The 16,853-nt window shown below is 42.3% G+C and carries 20 protein-coding genes and 2 pseudogenes; 17 read left to right on the top strand and 5 right to left on the bottom strand.

The genetic code is table 11. The features are described from left to right. Positions 1 to 115: 115 nt before the first annotated feature. The 5 genes from V7K40_RS21460 (at position 116) to V7K40_RS21480 (ending at position 5,555) form a co-directional block, all read left to right on the top strand. Positions 116 to 1,036: a bestrophin family ion channel gene (locus V7K40_RS21460; RefSeq protein ID WP_334963204.1), complete on the top strand. Its 921-nt coding sequence runs from the start codon at positions 116 to 118 to the stop codon at positions 1,034 to 1,036. A gap of 81 nt (positions 1,037 to 1,117) precedes the next feature. Next, complete coding sequence (locus V7K40_RS21465; protein ID WP_334963206.1) at positions 1,118 to 1,360, top strand: hypothetical protein; 243 nt, start codon at positions 1,118 to 1,120, stop codon at positions 1,358 to 1,360. 348 nt (positions 1,361 to 1,708) lie between these two features. Beyond that, on the top strand, positions 1,709 to 2,062 hold the full coding sequence (locus V7K40_RS21470) for a hypothetical protein (protein WP_334963208.1): 354 nt from the start codon (positions 1,709 to 1,711) through the stop codon (positions 2,060 to 2,062). A 409-nt stretch (positions 2,063 to 2,471) separates the two neighbouring features. Next, the gene (locus tag V7K40_RS21475; RefSeq protein WP_334963210.1) at positions 2,472 to 3,827 is read left to right on the top strand and encodes a histidine phosphatase family protein; all 1,356 of its coding nucleotides are present in this window, start codon (positions 2,472 to 2,474) and stop codon (positions 3,825 to 3,827) included. 432 nt (positions 3,828 to 4,259) lie between these two features. Then, positions 4,260 to 5,555: a dihydroorotase gene (locus V7K40_RS21480; protein WP_334963211.1), complete on the top strand. Its 1,296-nt coding sequence runs from the start codon at positions 4,260 to 4,262 to the stop codon at positions 5,553 to 5,555. A 48-nt stretch (positions 5,556 to 5,603) separates the two neighbouring features. Here V7K40_RS21480 and V7K40_RS21485 read toward each other — a convergent pair whose 3' ends face one another. Further along, positions 5,604 to 5,969: a GNAT family N-acetyltransferase gene (locus V7K40_RS21485; RefSeq protein WP_334963212.1), complete on the bottom strand. Its 366-nt coding sequence runs from the start codon at positions 5,967 to 5,969 to the stop codon at positions 5,604 to 5,606. On the opposite strand from V7K40_RS21485, the gene V7K40_RS21490 reads away from it, so the two are divergent. From V7K40_RS21490 to V7K40_RS21500, 3 genes are all read left to right on the top strand, one after another. Further along, positions 5,955 to 6,671 carry an SDR family oxidoreductase gene (locus tag V7K40_RS21490; RefSeq protein WP_334963214.1) on the top strand — a complete coding sequence of 239 codons (717 nt, stop codon included), beginning with the start codon at positions 5,955 to 5,957 and terminating at the stop codon, positions 6,669 to 6,671. The genes V7K40_RS21485 and V7K40_RS21490 overlap by 15 nt on opposite strands. A gap of 383 nt (positions 6,672 to 7,054) precedes the next feature. Further along, positions 7,055 to 7,969 (top strand): TauD/TfdA family dioxygenase, encoded by a 915-nt coding sequence (locus tag V7K40_RS21495; RefSeq protein WP_334963216.1) that lies wholly within the window; start codon positions 7,055 to 7,057, stop codon positions 7,967 to 7,969. 9 nt (positions 7,970 to 7,978) lie between these two features. Continuing rightward, a complete protein-coding gene (locus V7K40_RS21500; RefSeq protein ID WP_334963218.1) occupies positions 7,979 to 8,350 on the top strand; it encodes a hypothetical protein in 372 nt (123 codons plus the stop codon). Between the two features lie 223 nt (positions 8,351 to 8,573). Here V7K40_RS21500 and V7K40_RS21505 read toward each other — a convergent pair. The 3 genes and pseudogenes from V7K40_RS21505 to V7K40_RS21515 all read right to left on the bottom strand — a co-directional run. Then, positions 8,574 to 8,969, bottom strand: a pseudogene (locus tag V7K40_RS21505) (ISLre2 family transposase); the annotation flags it as partial. A 282-nt stretch (positions 8,970 to 9,251) separates the two neighbouring features. Further along, positions 9,252 to 9,959 (bottom strand): Crp/Fnr family transcriptional regulator, encoded by a 708-nt coding sequence (locus tag V7K40_RS21510; RefSeq protein WP_334963220.1) that lies wholly within the window; start codon positions 9,957 to 9,959, stop codon positions 9,252 to 9,254. A 259-nt stretch (positions 9,960 to 10,218) separates the two neighbouring features. Continuing rightward, a pseudogene (locus V7K40_RS21515) lies at positions 10,219 to 10,463 on the bottom strand (hypothetical protein); the annotation flags it as partial. 63 nt (positions 10,464 to 10,526) lie between these two features. Between V7K40_RS21515 and V7K40_RS21520 the strand changes: the two are divergent. From V7K40_RS21520 to V7K40_RS21560, 9 genes are all read left to right on the top strand, one after another. Next, on the top strand, positions 10,527 to 11,510 hold the full coding sequence (locus V7K40_RS21520) for a DMT family transporter (protein WP_334963222.1): 984 nt from the start codon (positions 10,527 to 10,529) through the stop codon (positions 11,508 to 11,510). Positions 11,511 to 11,694: 184 nt separating this feature from the next. Beyond that, positions 11,695 to 12,033, top strand: a complete 339-nt coding sequence (locus tag V7K40_RS21525) for an MFS transporter (protein ID WP_334963224.1) — start codon at positions 11,695 to 11,697, stop codon at positions 12,031 to 12,033. A gap of 38 nt (positions 12,034 to 12,071) precedes the next feature. Beyond that, entirely contained in the window at positions 12,072 to 12,281 is a 210-nt protein-coding gene (locus V7K40_RS21530; RefSeq protein WP_334963226.1) for a hypothetical protein, read from the top strand. 153 nt (positions 12,282 to 12,434) lie between these two features. After that, complete coding sequence (hpxZ, locus tag V7K40_RS21535) at positions 12,435 to 12,821, top strand: oxalurate catabolism protein HpxZ (protein ID WP_334963228.1); 387 nt, start codon at positions 12,435 to 12,437, stop codon at positions 12,819 to 12,821. An 11-nt stretch (positions 12,822 to 12,832) separates the two neighbouring features. After that, positions 12,833 to 13,090 (top strand): hypothetical protein, encoded by a 258-nt coding sequence (locus V7K40_RS21540; protein WP_334963230.1) that lies wholly within the window; start codon positions 12,833 to 12,835, stop codon positions 13,088 to 13,090. Continuing rightward, a complete protein-coding gene (locus V7K40_RS21545) occupies positions 13,068 to 13,337 on the top strand; it encodes a hypothetical protein (RefSeq protein ID WP_334963232.1) in 270 nt (89 codons plus the stop codon). Before V7K40_RS21540 ends, V7K40_RS21545 begins: the two co-directional genes overlap by 23 nt. A 255-nt stretch (positions 13,338 to 13,592) precedes the next feature. Further along, the gene (locus V7K40_RS21550) at positions 13,593 to 14,069 is read left to right on the top strand and encodes an NUDIX hydrolase (RefSeq protein WP_334963234.1); all 477 of its coding nucleotides are present in this window, start codon (positions 13,593 to 13,595) and stop codon (positions 14,067 to 14,069) included. Between the two features lie 54 nt (positions 14,070 to 14,123). Then, positions 14,124 to 14,939, top strand: a complete 816-nt coding sequence (locus tag V7K40_RS21555) for a class I SAM-dependent methyltransferase (protein ID WP_334963236.1) — start codon at positions 14,124 to 14,126, stop codon at positions 14,937 to 14,939. 248 nt (positions 14,940 to 15,187) lie between these two features. Beyond that, the gene (locus V7K40_RS21560; protein ID WP_334963238.1) at positions 15,188 to 15,748 is read left to right on the top strand and encodes a GNAT family N-acetyltransferase; all 561 of its coding nucleotides are present in this window, start codon (positions 15,188 to 15,190) and stop codon (positions 15,746 to 15,748) included. An 8-nt stretch (positions 15,749 to 15,756) separates the two neighbouring features. Here the strand turns inward: V7K40_RS21560 and hisC are convergent, their stop codons facing one another. Continuing rightward, positions 15,757 to 16,842 (bottom strand): histidinol-phosphate transaminase, encoded by a 1,086-nt coding sequence (gene hisC / locus V7K40_RS21565; RefSeq protein WP_334963240.1) that lies wholly within the window; start codon positions 16,840 to 16,842, stop codon positions 15,757 to 15,759. Between the last annotated feature and the right edge of the window lie 11 nt (positions 16,843 to 16,853).

The following is a 16,853-nucleotide window of genomic DNA, read 5'->3' on the forward strand; positions in this document are numbered from 1 at the left end:
TAACACTACTTATTACAGTATCCTCTTTGCCAATTGTGCTATTTCTATAGTTATTATTTTTAAAGTATCGATGTTTAATCTATCGGTTCACTAAATATTCTTTTAGGGTGACTGCATGACAGCCGAAAAATTCACATGGCTACGCACCAAATTACAACTTAAAGGTTCGGTGATGAAAGCAATTTACAAACATATTTTATGGTGCGGAGCTTTCGGATTTTTGATTTCTATACTTGACCATTTTGAGATGCCTGTATCCCAACCTATTTTAGGAAGTGTTATTCCCAGTATTGTTTTAGGTTTGTTACTTGTATTTCGCACAAATACTGCTTATGAGAGATTTTGGGAAGGGAGAAAATGCTGGGGATCTTTAGTAAATAACATCCGAAATCTGGCCCGGCAGATTTGGGTATCAATTGATGAAATATCACCAGAAGATAAAGACAATAAAATTACAGCATTAAATTTATTGGTAGCTTTTGCTGTGACAACCAAATTACATTTGCGGGGAGAAGCAGTGAATAGCGAGTTAGAAGATTTAATGCCATCTACTAAGTATATAAAACTGAAGATTATGAATAATCCCCCCATAGAGGTTGCCTTTTGGATAGGAGATTATTTACAGGAGCAGTATCATCGCAATTGCCTTAATAGCTATCAGTTAACTTCTATGCAAGAATTATTGAATAATCTGGTGGATAATTTAGGTGCTTGTGAACGGATTTTAAAAACACCTATGCCATTAGCTTATGCCATTCATCTTAAACAATTATTATTACTATATTGTTTCCTATTACCTTTTCAAATAGTGGATAGTTTGGGTTGGTGGACAGGTTTAATTGCTGCTTTGGTTGGTTTTACAGTATTTGGCATTGAAGCCATCGGTTTGGAGATAGAAAACCCTTTTGGTTATGACCCCAACGACTTACCTCTAGATACGATTTGCGACACAATGAAACGCAATATTGACGATTTAATTACTCTGACTCCAAATGCGCGATCGCATCCAGGTAATTTGACCTATGATAAAAGTTGAGATTGGGAAAAATTTCCAAGGCTTGGTTATAGCTTTGGGCGGTACAGCGAAGCCGAACCCCTCTACACCCAAGCTTTGGTAATGTGCGATCGCATTTTAGGGGTTAATCATCCCACTACAGCGGCAATTCGAGAAAATCTAGTAATCCTGCAACGTCAGTCTACTTTTCGTGCTATCTGGAAACGTCGGTTAGGTCAGTTTGTCCAAATCTTGTTAGCGATGTCTACGACGGGCTATGACGCTCGAATACTCCCTAACGCTTTGCTATCGGTGTCGCAATTTTACCGCTTTATCTACTGTAGTGATCGCTTAAACAAATTTTAACTTTTATCTTTCGATGACTTTACTATCTTTGATCGCTTTTCTTGCTGAGGGCGATCGCCCTACTGCGACTCTTAAATATCTCTGATTTAATCCTGGCATATCTCAACGAACTCAACCGCGATTGTTTGGAAACTAAACCAGATAATCGCACTGTCTAAAGGGATGCCAAGGTTATAGCTTGGCTAATATTTTTTCTATTTATTTTACGCAACACAGAGCAGGAATCATTGACGATCTAAGTATATACGCAATATAATTATTGTAGTATAACCTAACGATAGAGTTAATTAAAATAATTTACCCAGATAATAAAGACAAGCAATATCAAAGATAATTTGGATAAAACAAATGAACACCAAAATTATTGCTTTGTTGGGAATTACCGCAGCCTTTGCAAGCTTAGGAAGCCAGGTGTACGCCCAGTCACCGACATCAAGCTCAAATCTAGAACAATACAGATTAACTGGTGATTCTCTAGTTGGAATTGATAATAGAACAGCCCAAGATGACTTTGGAAGGTTTTTTGAGCAAACTAATCCAGCAAGCATCTCCAACAATAATAGAAGAGGCAATAAAACTCCAGTCAAAATCCAGTTTAACGAATCATTATCACTGCCAGACACTTCTGTTTTCTTAACACCTGCTCAGTCTGGGAGTGACAATGATGGATTGCAAGTACAGTTAGATATCGACAGAAAATGATCAGGTATCAAGGTTGACGCTGTAATTTTTAGTGAAGATACCTTACGAGTGTAGACGCCTTCTTCAGCTTCTAGTCAGTAGTCCATGTGCAGGGCGCACCTTCAGAATGGAACAAAGCTAGTACATTGTGGTGAAAGTTTACCTATCTTTAACAAGGGGCAAAATCCCCTTGTTAATTGAGATGGTAGCTGATTGACGCCTTGCTGTATTAGAGTTAGAGCGAATATTTATGTTTAGATAAAAACAGTTTTGTTAGGAAGCATCGTTAACACAACGGCGGTTTTTGTTGCTCATCCTACCTTTTATACAAGTATAAAGTGTTGCACCTTACTAAATCCGCCTTCCAAGTCGATAATTCTCCAATCATTTTGCAGTAGAATTAATCGTCTAGATAGAGGAGGGCTTTGAGATGACTCGTGTCATCATTGTGCGCCACGGTCAAAGCGGTTATAACACCGAGCGGCGTATTCAGGGGCGCACTGATGCGTCAACATTAACCGAAAAAGGTCGTAACGATGCAAGTATTGTTGGCAAAGCCCTCAGTAATATTTTATTTAATGCGATTTACAGCAGTCCGCTGCAACGAGCGAAACACACAGCAGATATTATTCATAGTGAGTTAGCTACTCATCGTGAACAGTCTGCTGTACTCCAAGTTTCTGATTTGCTGCTGGAAATCGACTTGCCTTTATGGGAAGGACTGCTCAGTGCCGAAGTCAAGCAAAAGTTTGCCGAAGACTACCGCACTTGGCATCAACGCCCTGACGAACTGCGGATGCTGCTGAATGATGCACAAGGAACAAGAGAACATTTTCCTGTTCCTGCTTTATACGAACAAGCACGGCAGTTTTGGCAAGTAATTTTGTCGTCCCACCATCAAGGCGAAACTATTCTCATAGTGGGACATAACGGCATTAATCGTGCCCTGATTAGCACAGCGCTATCCATCCCTGCAAGTCGCTACCATTCAATACAGCAATCTAACTGTGGCATCACCGTACTAAATTTTGCTGGAGGATTGGGGGAACCAGTCCAGCTAGAATCCTTAAATCAGACGCAACACACCGGAGAATCTCTACCCTCATTGCGACCGGATCATCAAGGAATACGGTTATTATTAGTGCGTCACGGCGAAACCGACTGGAATCGCCAAACCAGATTTCAAGGACAAATTGATGTCCCCCTCAACGACAACGGTAGACAACAATCGCAAAAAGCAGGCGAATTTCTCCAAGAGGTAGCGATTGATTTTGCTGTAAGTAGCTCAATGCTGCGCCCCAAAGAAACAGCAGAGATTATTTTAAAACACCATCCTAATCTAAAGTTAGAATTGCAAAATGGTTTAAGAGAAATCAGCCACGGACTCTGGGAAGGAAAATTAGAAGCAGAGATAGAGCAAGAGTTTCCGGGAGAGTTGCAACGCTGGCGGTTAGTGCCGACCCAAGTGCAAATGCCTGAAGGGGAAAATTTGCAACAGGTGTGGGAACGCAGCGTAGCAGCTTGGGAATCAATTGTGCAAGCAGCATTAACTAATCAACTCAAAACTGTATTAGTAGTAGCTCATGACGCTACTAATAAAACCTTGCTTTGTCACATTCTGGGTTTATCGCTGGAAAATTTCTGGAATTTTCGCCAGGGTAATGGCGCAGTCAGTGTTATCGACTACCCTTGTGGAATAGATAGTTTACCAGTACTGCAAGCGATGAATATCACTACTCACTTGGGTGGAGGGGTACTAGATAAAACAGCAGCTGGGGCATTGTAAAAAAGGAGAGACGCGATTAATCGCGTTTGTACAGGAGTTAGGAGAGACGCGATTAATCGCGTCTGTACAGGAGTGAGGAATAAAGTTAGAAGCAATTACTGAGGAACAAATAACTTATAGCGTTTCTGGGTTAAGTCCAATACAGACCTAATAAGAACAGCCCCAACCCTTGTAGCGTAGGGGAGTAAGATTGAAAGCCTTAAAATCCTAGTTTTGTCGGGTGTGTTATTGCTGAGGGTAGGGCACTATCCCAGATATTAGGTGCGTTAGGACTAATGTCCATAACGCACCCAACGAGATTCAAGCCAATGTGGATGAGGTTTTCCGACTTGTATGTACACGGTAGCCTAAAAGGGCAGAGGAATGGAAGTGAGGTCAGAGTGTATTGCATATAAACGAGAACCGCTATATAACTCATAACTAAAAACTTTTATGACTGAACTGCTGCAACAAGTACGGGTAATCGACCCAGTTTCTGAAATCGACGAACTCTTTGATGTGTTGATTGCTGATGGTTATATTCAAGCAGTGGCTTCGCACATTTCTGAAATCAATTCTGATACTCAAATTAGAGATTGTCAGGGATTAGTTCTCGGGCCTGGGTTAGTGGATTTGTACAGCCACTCTGGTGAACCAGGGTTTGAAGAACGGGAAACCCTGTTATCTCTTTTACAAGCTGCTGCGGCTGGTGGCTTTACCAGAGTTAGCATTTTGCCCGATACATCCCCAGTTATTGATAACCCTGCGCTTGTGGCACAGTTGCAGCAAAAAAGACATGGAAACATAAGGGAGAAGGAGAAAATTAATTTGGCTGCTTCTGCTTCTCCTCTCCCCTTGCTTCATATCTGGGGTGCTATCACCCTAAATATTGCTGGGAAGCAAATGACAGAATTGGCAGATTTAGCGTCTGCTGGAGTTGTTGGTTTTAGCGATGGTAAGCCCTTAGAAAATTTGGCGCTGCTGCGGGGAGTGTTAGAGTATGTCCAGCCGTTGGGTAAACGAGTAGCATTTTGGCCTAGCGATCGCCAATTAGCAGCAAATGGTGTAATCAGAGAAGGGCCAGATGCTCTGCGTTTCGGTTTACCCCCAATACCCGCCAGCGCTGAAACTACTGCGATTGCAGCAATGCTTGAATTAGTTGCAGCCATCGGTACACCAGTTCATATCATGCGTGTCTCCACATCACGCAGCGTGGAATTAATCGCCTCAGCCAAGGCTGCTGGTTTACCCATCACCGCCAGCACCACCTGGATGCACCTTTTACTTGATACAAAAGCAGTTAAGAGTTATAACACTAGCTTGCATTTAGACCCGCCTTTAGGTAATCCCAGTGATGTTGTGGCGTTGCGTGCAGGGGTGCGTGCGGGTGTGATAGATGCGATCGCTATTGATCACACACCCTACAGCTACGAAGAAAAAGTCCAAGCTTTTGCCGAAGCACCGGCCGGGGCAATTGGTTTAGAGTTAGCATTACCTTTGCTGTGGCAATATCTTGTTGAAACTGAGGAATTTACAGCTTTAGAATTATGGCGGGCATTGAGTAGTAGTCCAGCAGAGTGTTTGGGGCAGAAAGTCAGTGCGATCAAACCTCATCAACTAGCGGAACTTACTTTATTTGATCCCCAGAAAATCTGGAAAGTCGAACGGAAAAGTCTTTATACACTTTCACAAAATACACCTTGGTTAGGACAACAGTTGAAGGGTCATGTTGTGCAGACTTGGTGTTAAAAAATGTAAAACACTTTGAAATTCATCTAATCTGAATTTAATTATCTATCAGCGTTTTTGATACTGTACTTCGTGGTTAAATTCATCTTCGTTAGACTGAATATTTTCAAAAAATGTCGAGCGGACAAATCCCAGATTATGCAATAAAGCAATAGAACGGTGATTTTGAACATTAACGTCAGCGCAAAAATTAAGATTTTGGTATGTCTCAACTAAATAATTAATCATCCACTTCACCGCTTCGCGTGCATAACCTTTTCCCCATGAATTAGGGAAAAACACATATCCAATGATTGCACTATTATCTACAGTAATTGTTGCTTGAACATATCCAACGTAGCATTTCTCTACAAAAGACCAGACAGCCCAATTCAACCAAATCTCTGTTCCATCTGGTGATTGACGACGTGCCAACACAATGTAGCGATCGCAGCCCGAAATCAAGAAAGACTAGAAAATGCAGTAGCTGACATCCAGTCTCTACCTACACTAGGGGCGAAAGTTATTTCCATCAGCACTGATCTAACAAAAGCAGAGGATGTTGAGAAAGTTGTTTCAACCACCTTGGCCCAGTTTGGTCAGATTGATATCTTGATTAATAATGCAGGTTCAGCCCGTGCTGGGTCTTTCCTGGAATCAACTGATGATTTATTTTTGGATGCTTGGAACTTAAAATTATTGGGCTATATCCGCCTAGTTAGAGCCGTCGTCCCCCATCAAAAAAGTCGGGGTGATGGGCGGATTGTCAATATAGTTGGCGGTGCAGGACGGACACCTCGTCCTAACTTCCTAGCTGGTGGCACAAGTAATGCGGCTCTGCTCAACTTCACAAAGGGCATTTCTAAAGAGTTGGCTGAGTATAAGATTCGCATTAATGCCATATCGCCTGGTGCTACAGCTACTGAGCGTGCCGAGACTTTAGCTCGGCAGAATGCCCAAGCACAAGGGATCACCGTCGAGGAAGTGAAGGCACAAAACATCCAAAGTATTCCTTTAAAAAGAATCGCCCAGCCAGAAGAAATTGCCGCGCTGGCGTTATTTTTAGTGTCTGATCTTGCTGCATCGATTACAGGAACAGAGATTATCGTTGATGGCGGATCTACCCCTGGTGTTTAGCAGTTCAAAGGAGTCAGAAGTCAGCAGATATTGCCAATTTTAAATTATGGATTGAAGAAAAAATCTAAAATCCTTCGACTGAGCGACTTGTACTGAGCGTTCGCGCAGCGTCTCGTAGAGAAGTCGAAGTAAGCCGAAATCTAAAATCCAAAATTGAATGACTGCTGACTATCTAAATAAAAACATTAATCTTTGCAAGGTGACTTGTAAAATCTCTTTTTTCTCTCTGCGCCCTTTGCGTCTCTGCGGTTAAAAAATTTTTATTTAACCACAGAGGCACAGAGAACACAGAGTTAAGAGGTTAAAGAGGAGTTTTTTGATCCAAATTTTCACCCACCTTAAAAAGGCTAGTCCTAAACATAAACTTCTTGGAGATAAAAAATATGGCTTCTCAATACTTTGATATCAAACCAGTTGCAGGACGTATCGGTGCTGAAATCATCGGTGTTAATCTGAGTTCTAACCTTAGCGATGACATCATCAGCGATATTCGCAAGACTCTAGTCAAATACAAAGTGATCTTTTTCCGTGGTCAGCAACAACTTGATGCTAATGGACAGGTCGCCTTCGCTCGTCGTTTCGGTGAAGTCACTACAGCCCATCCCACTGTACCAGCGCTGCCAGAAAATCCCGAAGTCTTAGACCTGAATTATGGCCGCACCACTTCCCGCGCCAATAGCTGGCATACCGATGTGACATTTGTAGACCGTCCTCCTCTCGGCTCTATCTTACGAGCGCTTGACATTCCCCCGACTGGTGGCGACACAATCTGGGCAAACTCTGTAACTGCCTACCAAGATTTACCTACCCATCTGCGTAATCTCGCAGACCAACTTTGGGCAGTACACAGCAACAAATTCGACTATGCAACTGCATTCGACCTACCTGAAGATGCCAAGGCTTACCGGGCTGTCTTCACCTCGACTGTATACGAGACTCTGCATCCAGTTGTACGCATCCATCCCGAATCTGGGGAGCGGGGGCTATTCATCGGCGGATTTGTGCGTCAGTTCCGTGGCTTATCAACAATTGAATCAGATGATATTCTTCGACTGTTGCAAGCGTATGTAACACGTCCTGAGAACACAGTCCGGTGGCGTTGGCAAGTTGGTGACGTTGCCTTTTGGGATAACCGGGCTACTCAACATTATGCGATCGCAGATTACGGCGACCAGCCCCGCCACGTTCAACGAGTCACAATTGTTGGTGACCTCCCAGTCGGCATCGATGGTAAACAAAGTGAAGCTATCAAGGGAGACGCTTCTGGGTACAACCGACGTGAGGCTGTGACTGCGTAATACTTGGGCATGGGGCATTGGGCATGGGGAATAGAGGATGAGTCTTTGATACTCGCCGACGAGTGTTTGATACTCGCCAACGAGTCTTTGATACTCGCCGACGAGTGTTTGATACTCGCCAACGAGTGTTTTATACTCGCTGACGAGTCTTTAATACTCGTGAATGAGTCTTTAATACTCGCTGACGAGTCTTTAATACTCGCTGACGAGTCTTTAATACTCGTGAATGAGTCTTTGATACTCGTGAATGAGTCTTTGATACTTGTAAATGAGTCTTTAATACTCGCAGAGGGCGTCTACCTGAATCACTTAAATCCTGAGATCAAACTAGTTGCTGACATTTCTAAGGGAGCAACGCGATTTTGTGATGTCAGACTTTAAACGAGCGTTCACGCAGTGTGCCGCAGGTATCGCCAAAACACATATTTAATTACTTAGTTATTTAATTGACGTGAAATCTCATAAAAAACACGCTAACTAATCTTGATCAGTTATCTCAAAAAGATTTTCGCCAAGTAATTTGGTAACAAGAAAAATCTACTATTTAGTATCGAGTCAAACAAAAAACTGAAAAATATAAATATGATGTATAAATTTTATCAAGCTCTGCTAGGCGCAAGGAAAGAATTAAAAATATGAGAAATTCTTGATGACCAGAATACGTGCCATCATTGATAATAGGTATCTCGGAAGTTCTAATCTTCTGACCCTGTTCATTTACCACATATGTGAGCAACTTTGGCTCCATCCATTCACCAACAAAGCCGTGACGATTTGTTTTAGAATTACGTCTGCCTTTTTTATTAAACCTAATTTTAGTTCGCCCTCCATCTACAGCGATGACAACTCGTTGATCTTTGAGGATATTAGTACTAGATGTGTTGCCCTGTCCCTGATTTAATATTTTCGACTGACGCAGATTAATACCAATCTGACCAAACAGATAAGTTAGGCGTTCAATTCTTTTCACACTAATATTTATTCCCCAATCTATATTAAATATTTCCTTGTATGCAAACAAGTGTTTTAGCGATACCTGCGGCACACTACGTGAACACTCGTTTAAAGTTCAACATCACAAAATCGCGTTGCTCCCGCAATCATCGCTGTCTGGTACTCTGTTTGCTAATTCCCTTGAATCATCTAAGTTCTGTCTACTAGAGTCTATTCTGTCCGGCTGGATGATATTGGGTAATTTTGATGAGATTTGCATCTAGACACAGGGCCAGACGGCTGTTTCGACACCCCACCCGGTTAGCAAAAGGTAGAAGGGGTTTATCCGTTATCTTTTTAGGTTAAACCTTAGCAGGCGGTCGTATTCGTCTTTGATTACCCCATAACACTCGCAGGAGGTCTCTTCTAGCCCCTGCCGATCAATGGTTTTGATTTTATTTCGGCTGTATTGGATGAGACCTTTTTGTTGTAGGTGACTGGCGGTCTCGCTGACACCAGCGCGGCGCACGCCCAGCATATGGGAGAGGAACTCATGCGACAGGAATAGTTCATCCGAGTCGAGACGGTCACTGGATTCGAGCAGCCAGCGGGCCATGCGTTGTTTTATACTATGAACGCGGTTGCAGGCAACGTTCTGCGAGAGTTGCGCCATATAAGCCTGCGTGTATTTCAGCATCACGTCGCGCAGCGACTTATTGGTGTCGAATTCGTGGAGCAGCAAATGTGCTTTCATTTTCACCGCAAGGCCTGGAACCTGGACGATGTACTCAGTCTGCGTCGTCTCCCGACCGCCCATGAAGGCGTTGATCCCTACCATCTCGCGGCTTCCGACCACTCCGGCTTCAACCGTTATGCCATCCATCATCGTGATAGTGACCGAGATCAGGCAGGTGAGAGGGAAGTAGACATCTTTAATAGTTTCGCCGGGTCGGTTGAGTATCGAGCCGTATGAAAGCTCGACCTGCTCCATATTGTTTTTGATCTGCTTGTACAGATCGGAGGGCAGGGCGGAGAGCAGAAGGTTTTCAGTAGCCATATTTTTGTTAAAGCTTGTTTCTTATATTAATGCTCCTAACTCCCACAATAATGTAGCAACTTCCGTTAATTATTAAAAGCTTTGAAAAATACCAAGCGCTTATTTGCATAAAAAAGACTGATTTATAGGGGAATTCATCTTGATAAGATATCTCAAAAAGATTATTAGCAAGTCACTTGACGATTATTTCCAAAAATATCTGCAATAAGTTTTTGATACTTAGTATCAATTACACTATAAAATCAATTAAATAAGAAATTTAAGTATAAAATTTATCAATAATTTTGGGTTTAATAAACAAATTAAAAATAGAATTGCTAAAATTATCCCAACTTACAGCTATTCATTGTTAGCGTTGATGCAAGATAATTTCTGCGTTATTTTTTAACCAGAATTTACTGTTACCTTTTATACGTAAATTAACGACTTGACAATTTTACTTTCAACCGCACCACTACCAAGAGGGTGGCAGTGTTTTTGAAGCGACGGCTTTGATTTCCTCAAATTTCATTTAGTTTGTTAGGTTTTAACAATACAATCAGGTCGTCTCTAGGGAAACTTTTTATAGTGTTGGGTATCCTAACGGTTCTACTATCCTCCTTTGTTTTAACGTTTCACAACGTTACTGTCCGAGTTTTGTTTTCAGAACATCTCGTACTCGGTTTATTTTTACTCGGTGGATACGTTAAACCGGATTTGCAGAATTCATTCTTGCTGATGTTTATGCGAATGCTGCTGGTGGTTCCACTCATGGCATCTGTATCATTCAAGCTATATCCATCTGCTCTTAAAGAATTAAAAGACTTATTCAATCGCGATGCCTCCGGCGCACTACATGAACGCAGGGATATTCTAATCCAAGCTCTTGGCTGTGGGGTACTGATGTTTGTGTATATTGCCTCACTCTACATTGCTATTGGCTTGATTCCCACAGGCATTGCTTTGACCCTGTTCTTCACCTATCCCGTATTTACAGCGTTGCTGTCCTGGAGGTTTTTTGGCGATCGCCCCACATTGTTCCGTTGGCTTGTGATGGGGATTATTCTGGTAGGAAGCGCTCTCACCATTCCCCAATCTTCTGCCACCTACAGCAGTCATACCATTGCGATCGGCATTTTCGCTAGTGTTAGTGCTGGGATCGTTTACGCTTTTTATTGCATCATTGCTCAAAAATGTTTGGAAAAATTCCATCCAGTTCCCTTTACCTGGATCAGTTTTGCCTGTACTCTACTGCTCTCCGGTGTTAGCTTACTATTCTGGCCAGCTAAGAGCGCCCAACTTGACTGGACACCTCTATGGATTGGCAGCATATTTTCGGGTCTAGTCAGTTTTATCGGACACACTCTAAACAATGTGGGGATTCGGATGATTGGCGCATCTACCGCCTCCATAATTGGCTCTAGCAGTCCAGCATTGACGGCACTAGTTGCATGGGTAACGATTAGCGAAACTTTAAACGTGATTCAGAGCGTGGGGATTGGTATTGTCACATTGGGGATTGCGTTACTTAGTGCCGAAGGTTTTGTTAAATCGCTGAAAATTAAAAGTTAAATTGGGGATCGGGCTTTGGGCATTGGGGAATTTTAGAATACTTTATGTAATAGCAATTATCCCAAATCAAGCTACAGATGCAGACCTAGAAACCCAGATTAAAATTGACTTTCTTAATTACTAATTACCTTAGCGTAGCGGTAGCAAGTCTGCATACCCCTATGAGGAAGCAAGCTACGCGGGCTTGTTAATTGCGGCGGTGGGATCGGGGCTTTGTTTTATGCTCGATATTATCAGTTACGTTGCTGTAATTATTGCCCTTTTGGGAATGCAACTGACATCCAAAATAACCGTCATTTTTACGCACAAACCTTTAGAAGAATTGAAAATTAGTTTTAACTATGCCTTTGAATTTTTGCCAATTCGATCAGTCTTGATTGGTTCAGCTTTGGTCTGCTGTGTGTGCGGATTTTACTTAGCTTTAGGGTCGATTTTTGCCAAAGAGATTTTGCAGGGCGGGCCTAACACCTTTGGCTTCTTGATAACAGGGCGAGAAATCCGGGAAATGCGGTCGCCGAAATAACAAATGCGGTCGCCGAAATAACAAATGCGGTCGCCGAAATGGCAAATGCGGTCGCCGAAATAGCAAATGTAATCGCCGAAATGGCAAATGCGGTCGCCGAAATAACAAATGTAGTCGCCGAAATGGCAAATGCGGTCGCCGAAATAACAAATGCGGTCGCCGAAATAACAATGATAATTGCCTATATTTATTTGCCTACAAAACCCTCACTTGATATCTATCCCAAACACTTACCTGCTGTTTTTTAGTTCGTCGAACTCACGTTAATTCAGGTATGATAGCCCCCTATTCATTGATGAAGAACAAAAAAATACGTGCCTTGCTGATTCAAGTAAGCCTATTTATGCGCGGGGTGCAATTACGTGTTACGAATTAACAATTACCAATTAGAGCGAAACGATATGACTAGTGTAAATGATCCTACTGTTGTAACTGAAGTTACTGATTTTTACCTCAAGTATGAAGAAGCCCTTTGTAATAATAATTTGGAAGTGATGGATAGCTTGTTTTGGGATGCGTCAGAAGTGGTGCGTTTTGGGATCACAGAAAACCTCTATGGCAGCGACGAAATTCGTAACTTTCGCGCCTCTCGTCCAAGCCCGAAAATAGAGCGAGAAATCTCGAATCTCAAGGTTGTAACCTTTGGGAAAGATGCAGCAACAGTGACTTTAGAGTTTCGCCGCAATATTAATGGTGTAGAACGTTTCGGGCGACAAAGCCAGACTTGGTACAGGTTTACCGAAGGATGGAAGGTGGTTTCAGCACATGTTTCATTATTGCCAGTGTGAATTTAAAAACTATGACTAGCATTACCGAAATTGCCCCAGATATCTATTGCATCTCAACCTATGACCCAAAAATAGATATGCAATTCATCCAGTTTCTAGTGAAGGACGAAGAACCATTATTGTTTCATACGGGTCTAAAGGGAATGTTTTCACTGGTACGTGATGCACTGGCAAAGATCATTGACCCATCACAAATTCGCTGGATTAGCTTTAGCCATTTTGAAACTGACGAATGTGGATCGCTAAATGAATGGCTTGCCATTAACTGAGTCTGATGTGATTGAACGGTTCCGTCAAACAATCGTCAATTATGAAGCCAGTCCTTTTCCCAATTACATACCATACACAACACATACCGATGCCTGCGGCGGGCTGCGCCAACGCATTCTCAAAGAGTTGGCAGCATTCAAGCCGGATACACTGGCGACAATGCACGGTAGAACTTTTGTCGGCGATGGCGAACGTGCATTGCAGGATTTAACAGTTGTGCTGCGAGAAGTTTTGGTGAAGGAGTAGAGAAGCTATAGAAACTGCCCAGATTATTGCCCAAAAATTTGATAAATCAGTTGAAGTTATGGGAGGATTACATGAGCATGACCGTAGCAATCTTGGTTATTTAGAAGAAAAAAAGTTTATTGAAACTGTAGCTGCTTTTTTTACCAGACCATACGAATTATTTTAAATATGGTACATTCATTTGATTGGATTGTATTAAAATCTAGGCATTTAGTAAAAGATAAATGGATTTCAGTCCGATCTGATACTTGCCAAATGCCTAACGGAACAATAGTTGACCCCTATTATGTTCTGGAATATCCAACATGGGTAAATGTTGTAGCTTTAACCAAAAATCAGGAAGTGCTTTTAGTAAAGCAATATCGCCACGGTCTGAGAAAAACAATTCTAGAATTGCCTAGTGGTGCTGTAGAGGTAGAAGATATTTCCCCACTAACAGCAGCAAAACGCGAGTTATTAGAAGAGACTGGTTACACTAGCAATAATTTTAGTGAAACTGGTATCTTATCACCAAACCCAGCTAATCATACCAATTTAACCCATTGTTTTTTAGCAACAGATGTAGAACGTGTAACTGATTTAAAGTTAGACGTTACAGAACAAATTGCTGTAGTTTTATTGCCTATAGAAAAGCTAATAAAAAATATTGATAATGGTATATTGCTGCAAACATTACATATTAGTTCATTATTCTTTGCTCTAAAAAAACTTGGTAAAGTGCAATTTTCTTAATCATCTCACTGGATTTGCCTTTGTCAATAATCATCACGAAAGGATAAAAGATAAATGACTGCAACCATTTCATTTGATCGCGTTTCTGATATCTACGATGCAACACGGGGACTACCGTCTGGAATCTCCGAGCAAATCACTGATTTTATCATCAACTTGGTTTCACCAACAGCGGAAACCAAATTCTATGAAACAGGTATTGGCACTGGTAGAATTGCTGTCCCGATCGCAAAAAGAGGCTATTCTTACACTGGTGTCGATATCTCTGAAAAAATGCTAGCTGAGTTGCATCAAAAGCTAGAGGGTGTGTCTCACCAACTTACAGCAATCAAGGGAGATGCAACTTCTCTACCATTTGCTGATAACTCTTTTGATGTGGCGTTGACAGTTCATGTGTTTCACTTGGTTTCTGCTTGGAAGCAAGCATTAGCAGAAATTCGCCGCGTCCTCAAGCCAGGAGGAATTTACCTCTACACTCACGGTAATATGAATTTCAGCAAAGTTAATGAAGATGTGAATCAGGGTAGATTTGATTTTCAGCAACGTTGGCAAGATATTATTGCTAGCTATGATTACCCTTTACCTGGCTATGGTGCAACAGAAGAAGAAGTTTTAGGTGAGTTGCACGAACAAGGAGCAAATTTAGAAACAGTGGTTGCAGCCAAATGGCAATCTGAACTGACTGTGGGTAAATTGCTTGAATATTATAGAAACAAGGTTTACCGCAATACCTGGCACATCCCAGATGATATCTTTGCCCGTGCAATTCAAGATTTGCAAGACTGGGCTTTGCAACACTACGGCTCTTTAGACTACGATTTGTCTGGTGAAAGTAGGTTCAAGATTGTTGTAGTACGCAACTGGGCTTAATACAGTTTTGCGTAGAAGCGTAGCGTTTTTAATGCATGGGAACCATTAACATTTCAAAGGAATGCATTGGCATTGTATCGGGATACATTAACAATGCAAGCCGACGCATTAACAATTCAAGCCGATGCATTAGCATTGCAAACCGATGCATTAACAATATAAGCCGATGCATTGGCATTGCAGGGTATTGCCAAATTTAATTCGTTACGAATTAATCAAATGCTGTACTTAGATTGGATTGAACTCTCATGATATTGGAAAGTGATCGCTTACTATTGCGGGAAATGATGCTTTCTGACCTCGACGCGCTACTGCTTGTCCTCGGTGATGCAGAGTCGATGCGCTACTATCCAAAACCGTTTGATTGCGAGATGGTGCAAAAGTGGATTGACCGGCAGCACCGCAACTACGCACAGCACGGCGTAGGCTTGTGGGCGATGGTTCTCAAGGCGACAGGCGAGGTAATCGGCGACTGCGGACTAATTTGGCAGGAGGTCGAGGGACACCAAGAACTCGAAATTGGTTACCATGTCCGCCGTGACCAACAAATGCACGGTTACGCAACTGAAGCCGCATATGCTTGCCAGGACTACGCCTTTAACGGGCTGGGTTGCGATCGCGTCATTTCCCTGATTCGTCCAGAAAACATTCCCTCCCGGCGTGTAGCCCAAAAGAATGGCCTCAAGGTTGTTCAAGAGAAACTCTGGCGCGACATACCACACTATATATATGCTGTGCAGCGCTCAGAAAGTAAACTTTTTGCAACAAGCAATTTATCAGAAGCAGAGAAGTCAGAATTCAAGGCGTAGCCGAGGTTTTAGATTCTCTCCTCCCCATTTTCCTTATCCCCAGTCTCTAACAAATAAATTAGTGCCTCCACTAAAGCCTGATTTTGCTCATCGGTGCCAACAGTAATGCGTAATTTATCATCTAGTCCAGGTTGCTTGAAGTAGCGGATTAAAATTCCCCGTTCCTTCAGTTTTTGATAGAGATATTCTGCGTTTCCTTCTCTTGGCTGTGCCAATAAAAAGTTAGTTTGGGAATCCCAAAGATAAAAACGTAATTGTTTTAAGTCTGTTGCTAGCTTAGTCCGTGATGCTTTAATTTTTGCCACACAAGCATTTTTATAAGCTTGATCGGTGATCGCAGCAGAGCCAATTGCACAAGCGATCGCATCAATGTTATAGCTATCCTTCACCTTAAACAACCCCTGCAACAGTTTGGGATTCGCCACCCCAAAGCCCAGCCGCAATCCTGCCAACGAGTACCCTTTAGAAAGTGTGCGAATTACGATGACGTTTTCGTATTCCTTTACCAAAGCCAATGCATTCTCTTCGGTAAAATCTACATATGCTTCGTCAATCACTAAAACTCCAGATAACTGGCTGGCTAATTTTCGTAGATCATTTGTTGCTACCACATGCCCCGATGGACTATTAGGCGACGCAATGAATGTCACAGAACCATCGACAGCAACCAGTTCTTCCAAGGGTAAACTGTAGTCCTCGCTGTAGGGAATCTCAATAATTTCCGCAGCTTGCATTTCTGTTAATGTGCGATATAGCACGTAAGTTGGCATCGGATAAACTACCTTCTTCCCAGGTTCTGCACAGGCTCGAATTATCACGCTCAACAATTCGTCACTGCCATTTCCGACAATGATCCAATCACTAGGAACTCCTAAAACTTTACTTGCAGCTTGCCGGAATTCCCCGCCGAAAGGTTCTGGATATCGGCGCAGCCACTCGCCATCGATATTCTGCAATACAGCTAGTGCCGCAGGGGAAGGAGGATAGGGGTTCTCGTTGCTGTTGAGTTTAATTATCTGTGTACCGCGTTGGGGCTGCTCACCGGGAATGTAGCTAGCCATTGCATTAACATTGGAGCGAAAGTAGTTAGTCATAGGGCACTTGT

This window comes from Nostoc sp. (genome assembly GCF_036917195.1).
Lineage (GTDB): Bacteria > Cyanobacteriota > Cyanobacteriia > Cyanobacteriales > Nostocaceae > Nostoc.